Origin of the sequence: Lactobacillus sp. UMNPBX19 (genome assembly GCF_002553805.1) — a bacterium.
Lineage (GTDB): Bacteria > Bacillota > Bacilli > Lactobacillales > Lactobacillaceae > Lactobacillus.
The window spans coordinates 1-409 of the sequence record NZ_PCYR01000130.1 but is presented as its reverse complement, the minus strand read 5'-3'; the positions used below and the strand labels follow the sequence as shown (position 1 = coordinate 409).

2 protein-coding genes are annotated in these 409 nt (G+C 42.5%); both read right to left on the bottom strand.

Going from position 1 to position 409, the window contains the following annotated elements; genetic code table 11:
• Positions 1-219 (bottom strand): 30S ribosomal protein S11 (rpsK, locus tag CP370_RS09425; RefSeq protein WP_098046682.1); only part of this gene is annotated, 219 nt, incomplete at its 3' end.
• Positions 220-235: 16 nt separating this feature from the next.
• Positions 236-409 (bottom strand): 30S ribosomal protein S13 (gene rpsM / locus CP370_RS09420; protein WP_098046681.1); only part of this gene is annotated, 174 nt, incomplete at its 5' end.

Sequence of the window (409 nt, the reverse complement as noted above, 5' to 3'; positions counted from 1 at the left end):
AGCCTTTGCAGCAGCTTCTGAAGCCATTTGAGCAGCAAATGGAGTCGACTTACGACTACCCTTGAAACCAAGTGCACCAGCAGATGACCAAGCAACTGCGTTACCTTGAGGGTCTGTAATCATAACCAGAGTATTGTTGAATGTTGAATGGATATGAGCTACTCCAGATTCAATATTCTTTTTTACTCGACGCTTACGAGTATTTCTTTTCGTTGCCATAAATGTTTAGCCTCCTTTAATTATTTTTTCTACCTGCGATAGAAACTTTCTTACCTTTACGTGTCCGAGCGTTATTCTTCGTGTGTTGTCCACGAACTGGCAAACCACGACGATGACGCATACCACGGTATGAACCGATTTCTTGGAGACGTTTGATATTGAGACTAACTGTACGACGAAGATCACCTTC